Raw genomic sequence first — 3,949 nt, 5'->3', positions numbered from 1 at the left:
GGCACCCTGAACATCGTCGCCCTGACGGCGGAGGCCCTCGCGGCGCGCGGACTGCCGCTCGCGGGCGTCGTCGTCGGCTCCTGGCCCGCCGCCCCCGGCCTCGCCGAGCGCTGCAACCTCGCCGACCTGCCGCGCTCGGCCGGCGCCCCGCTCCTCGGCGCGCTCCCCGAACGCGCGGGTGACGCCCCCGACTTCGCCGCGCTCGCCCTCGCCTCCCTGGCCCCGGAACTGGGCGGTGGATGGGATGCGAAGCAGTTCGCCGGAGCGAACCGGCCGGATTGAGCCGGGCTTCGCTCGAACGTGTGATGTCGGCCCCCGAACCGCGTGCCGCCCGGTGCGGCTCAATACCGTTCTCCCCATGACAGACGGGCTGACGGTAGACGAGGCTCTCCGAGCCTTGGCCGCCCTGGAGGCGGCGTGGAAGGACGACGACGAGGCCCTGTCCGCCCTCGCCGCGGGCGGGCCGGGCGAGCAGACCCTGCCGGCACTGGTGGCCGCGTACGGCGAGCACGCGATGGACACGCTCATGGCGCTCGCCTTCGGCCTGCGCTCGACGATGAGCGACGAGGAGATCGCCGAGCTGTCGGACGCCGTCAGCTCCAACATCGGCGCCCGGATGAGCGCACTGCTCACCCGGGCGCTCAAGACGTGGGGCGCGGTGGCCGCACCGCACGACCTGGTGGTGACGAAGGCCATCGCCCACGTGGTGATCGACGCGATGCGGGCGGTCACGGAGGACCCGAACAAGACCGATGTCCTGCCGCTCCTCGCGACGTTCCGCTCGTACGCGCTCAACAATCCCTGAGCGGTGAGGCGTCCTTCGTCATCGCGCCGGTCACCGCAGGGGTGAGGCGGCGGTCACCGCAGGGGTGAGGCGGCGGTCGGTGTCACGCGGGTGACGACGGTCTGCTCGGTGAGCAGCAGGCCGCGCACGACCGGGCCGATCTCCTCCTTCCAGCGCTCGCTGCCGTACACCGCGGCGTAGACGGCCTCGCTCGTCGCCTCGTCCTCGAAGCGGCGGATCCAGACGTAGCCGTCCTCGTCGTCGTCGACGACGAAGGAGGCGGTCACGTCCATGCCCATCGACGACTGGAACGGGATGACCACGTCCTCCATGTAGCGCACCCACTCGTCGCGGCGGCCCGGACGGGCCTGGTAGCGGCGGATCTCGTAGTACATGCTGCTGCTCCAAACTCCTTGTGGCGCGGTTCAGTTCGTGACGGTCAGGACGAGCTTGCCACGGGTGCGGCCGGCCTCGCCGCGCGCGTGGGCCTCGGCGACCCGCTCCAGCGGGTAGGTCTCCTCGACCTCGACGGCGACCTCGCCGGCGTCGATCAGCCCGGCGATCGCGGTCAGCGCGGCGCCGTCCGGCTCGACCAGGAACGGGGTGACCCGCACGCCCGCCGCCTCGGCCGCGGCGGCCAGCTCCGGGGAGACGCCGGCCGGGATGGTGACCAGCAGGCCGCCGGGGCGCAGCGCCTTCAGCGACCGCGTGCTGCTGTCGTCGTGCGCGTCGCCCACCAGCTCGATGACGACGTCGACGTCCGTGACGACCTCCTCGAAGCGGGTGGTGGTGTAGTCGACGGCCTCGTCCGCGCCGAGCTCTTTGAGCCACTGGTGGCGGGCGGCGCTCGCGGTGGCGATCACGTGGGCGCCCAGGTGCCGGGCGAATTGGACCGCGAAGTGGCCGACGCCCCCGGCCGCGGCGGTGACCAGGACGCGCTGCCCGGCGGTGACGTGGGCGGTGTCGACGACGGCCTGCCAGGCCGTCAGCGCGGCCAGCGGCACGGCGGCGGCGTGCACGTGGTCCAGGGTGGCGGGCTTGCGGGCGAACTGCCGGGCCGGGGCGGTCACGTACTCCGAGTAGCCGTTGGCGAGACGGGGGAACCACGGCATGCCGTAGACCTCGTCATCGGGCTTCAGCGTGGTCACGCCGAAGCCGACCTCCTCGACCACGCCCGACACGTCCCAGCCGAGGGTGAACGGGCCCTCGCCCAGCAGGCCGGCCATGCCCGAACCGGCACGGGTCTTCCAGTCCACCGGGTTCACACCGGCGGCGTGCACCCGCACCAGCACCTCGGTGGGCAGCGGCACCGGGCGCTCCACCTGCTCGACCCGCAGCACCTCCGGACCGCCGAAACCGTCCTGGACCACCGCGCGCATCGTGTCTGCGGACATGCGAAAACTCCTGAAACGACGTTCCCGGGGAGGCCGTCGGCGGCCTTCCCCCTGACGTCGGCGACGCTATCCGGAGGGATATGGTTACCTTCAAGGGCTAATACTTCCCTTTGGAAAGCCTCCAGGTCAGGAGAGTGAACGCATGGCGACCACGTGCCCCAGCGGCCAGCACGCCCACCACGACGTCTACGCGGCCCAGTGCCCGTGCCGCGCGCTGCTCGACCTGCTGGCCAACAAGTGGTCCGCGCTCGCCATAGGGGCCCTGGAGGACGGTCCGCAGCGCTTCGGCGCGCTCCAGCGCCGGCTCGGCGGGATCAGCCCGAAGGTACTGACCCAGACGCTCCGCCGCCTGGAGGACTTCGGCATCCTCGACCGCACCGTCTACCCGGCCGTCCCGCTGCACGTCGAGTACTCCCTCACCGACCTCGGGCGCAGCGCCGCCGTCCCGCTCAACCACCTGCGCAGCTGGGTGGAGGAGAACCTCGACCAGGCGTACCGCAGCGCCGAGACGATCGCGGAGCCGGTCGTAGGGTAGACATTGATCACTGCAACCGGGCCTGGGCATCACCGCGTCCGAGGAGCAGGACCGGCACGAGACACGGGGGGACGGATCATGACGATGCGGCGGGCGGGCGACGACCGGACGGTGGCGCGGCGGCAGTTGCTGACGTGGGCGGCGACGGGGGCCGCCGTGTTCGGGGCCGGCGGCGCGCTGGCCGGGTGCAGCAGCTCGGGGTCCGCGAGCGCCGACAGCGCGAACGGCGACTCGCCGAACGACTCGTTCTCCCCCGCCGCGCCGACCGACCCGCCCGCCGTCCCGGGGCTGCCGGTGCCGTCGGCCACGCCGGTCGGGGTGCGGACCAAGCCGGTGTTCAAGATCCACGATCTGCTGCCCAACGCCCCGTCCAACGCCGTCGCCCTGACCATCGACGACGGCCCGAGCCGGCTCTACACCCCGCAGGTGCTGCAACTGCTGCGCAAGTACGACATCCGGGCCACGTTCTCGGTGGTCGGCAGCGAGGCGCACGCCAACAAGGACGTCATCAAGCAGATCGCCGCGGACGGCCACACCCTGGCCAACCACACCATGACGCACCCGCAGCCGTTCTCGCACCGCAGCGCCGCCCAGATCCGCCAGCAGCTCACCGACACGCAGTCCGTCGTCGTCGACGCCGGGGGCGCCGTGCCGACGCTCTTCCGCTCCCCCGGCGGCGACTGGTCCCCGACGGTCTTCGAGGAGGCCGCCCGCCTCGGCCTGACCCCGATCGACTGGGACGTCGACCCGCGCGACTGGGCCCGGCCCGGCGTCAACAAGATCACCGAGAAGCTCCTGGCCGCCAAGCCCGGCGACATCCTCCTCTGCCACGACGGCGGCGGCGACCGCACCCAGACGCTCGAAGCCCTGCGCTCGGTGCTCCCGGCCCTCAAGGCCAAGGGCTACACGTTCGTCACGCTTTGACCGCCGGGCCCGCCCTCACCCGCCGGGCCGTGCTGCTCGGCGGGGCCGCCGGCGTCCTCGCCGGGTGCTCGGACGGGAGCGGGCCCACGGGGTCGCTGCGGCTGGCGAGCGGGCCCGAGGGCGGGCCGTACAACGCCTTCGGACGGTCCTTCACCGACGCCGTGGCGGCCGGCCACCGGCGGCTCACCGTCACCCCCGTGAGCACCGCGGCCAGTGTGGACAACCTGCGGCGGCTCGACGCCGGTGCCGTCGACCTCGCACTGGCCACCGCGGACGCCGCCGAGGACGCGGTGCTCGGCCGCGACACCTTCG

The 3,949-nt window shown here is 73.0% G+C and carries 6 protein-coding genes and 1 pseudogene; 5 read left to right on the top strand and 2 right to left on the bottom strand.

Annotated elements, in window-relative coordinates; translation table 11 throughout:
- Together AB0O00_RS31720 and AB0O00_RS31715 are read left to right on the top strand one after the other, a co-directional pair.
- Positions 1-282, top strand: a pseudogene (locus tag AB0O00_RS31720) (dethiobiotin synthase); the annotation flags it as partial.
- Positions 283-358: 76 nt separating this feature from the next.
- Positions 359-805, top strand: a complete 447-nt coding sequence (locus AB0O00_RS31715) for a hypothetical protein (RefSeq protein ID WP_363657645.1) — start codon at positions 359-361, stop codon at positions 803-805.
- Positions 806-858: 53 nt separating this feature from the next.
- Here AB0O00_RS31715 and AB0O00_RS31710 read toward each other — a convergent pair whose 3' ends face one another.
- Complete coding sequence (locus AB0O00_RS31710; RefSeq protein ID WP_363657643.1) at positions 859-1,179, bottom strand: NIPSNAP family protein; 321 nt, start codon at positions 1,177-1,179, stop codon at positions 859-861.
- Positions 1,180-1,209: 30 nt separating this feature from the next.
- Positions 1,210-2,178 (bottom strand): NADP-dependent oxidoreductase, encoded by a 969-nt coding sequence (locus AB0O00_RS31705; protein WP_363657641.1) that lies wholly within the window; start codon positions 2,176-2,178, stop codon positions 1,210-1,212.
- 142 nt (positions 2,179-2,320) lie between these two features.
- Between AB0O00_RS31705 and AB0O00_RS31700 the strand changes: the two genes are divergently transcribed.
- The 3 genes from AB0O00_RS31700 to AB0O00_RS31690 form a co-directional block, all read left to right on the top strand.
- Positions 2,321-2,713 carry a helix-turn-helix domain-containing protein gene (locus AB0O00_RS31700; RefSeq protein WP_363657639.1) on the top strand — a complete coding sequence of 131 codons (393 nt, stop codon included), beginning with the start codon at positions 2,321-2,323 and terminating at the stop codon, positions 2,711-2,713.
- A 78-nt stretch (positions 2,714-2,791) separates the two neighbouring features.
- On the top strand, positions 2,792-3,637 hold the full coding sequence (locus AB0O00_RS31695; RefSeq protein ID WP_363657637.1) for a polysaccharide deacetylase family protein: 846 nt from the start codon (positions 2,792-2,794) through the stop codon (positions 3,635-3,637).
- Positions 3,634-3,949 (top strand): TAXI family TRAP transporter solute-binding subunit (locus AB0O00_RS31690; protein WP_363657635.1); only part of this gene is annotated, 316 nt, incomplete at its 3' end. The genes AB0O00_RS31695 and AB0O00_RS31690, both read left to right, overlap by 4 nt.

Origin of the sequence: Kitasatospora sp. NPDC093558, assembly GCF_040683475.1 — a bacterium.
Lineage (GTDB): Bacteria > Actinomycetota > Actinomycetes > Streptomycetales > Streptomycetaceae > Kitasatospora.
Note: the sequence above shows the minus strand (reverse complement) of the source record. Positions and strands in the feature narration are given on the sequence as shown.

Coding starts and splice junctions, on each gene's coding strand:
- AB0O00_RS31715 (WP_363657645.1), top strand. CDS start 359: ATGACAGACGGGCTGACGGTAGACGAGGCTCTCCGAGCCTTGGCCGCC.
- AB0O00_RS31710 (WP_363657643.1), bottom strand. CDS start 1,179: ATGTACTACGAGATCCGCCGCTACCAGGCCCGTCCGGGCCGCCGCGAC.
- AB0O00_RS31705 (WP_363657641.1), bottom strand. CDS start 2,178: ATGTCCGCAGACACGATGCGCGCGGTGGTCCAGGACGGTTTCGGCGGT.
- AB0O00_RS31700 (WP_363657639.1), top strand. CDS start 2,321: ATGGCGACCACGTGCCCCAGCGGCCAGCACGCCCACCACGACGTCTAC.
- AB0O00_RS31695 (WP_363657637.1), top strand. CDS start 2,792: ATGACGATGCGGCGGGCGGGCGACGACCGGACGGTGGCGCGGCGGCAG.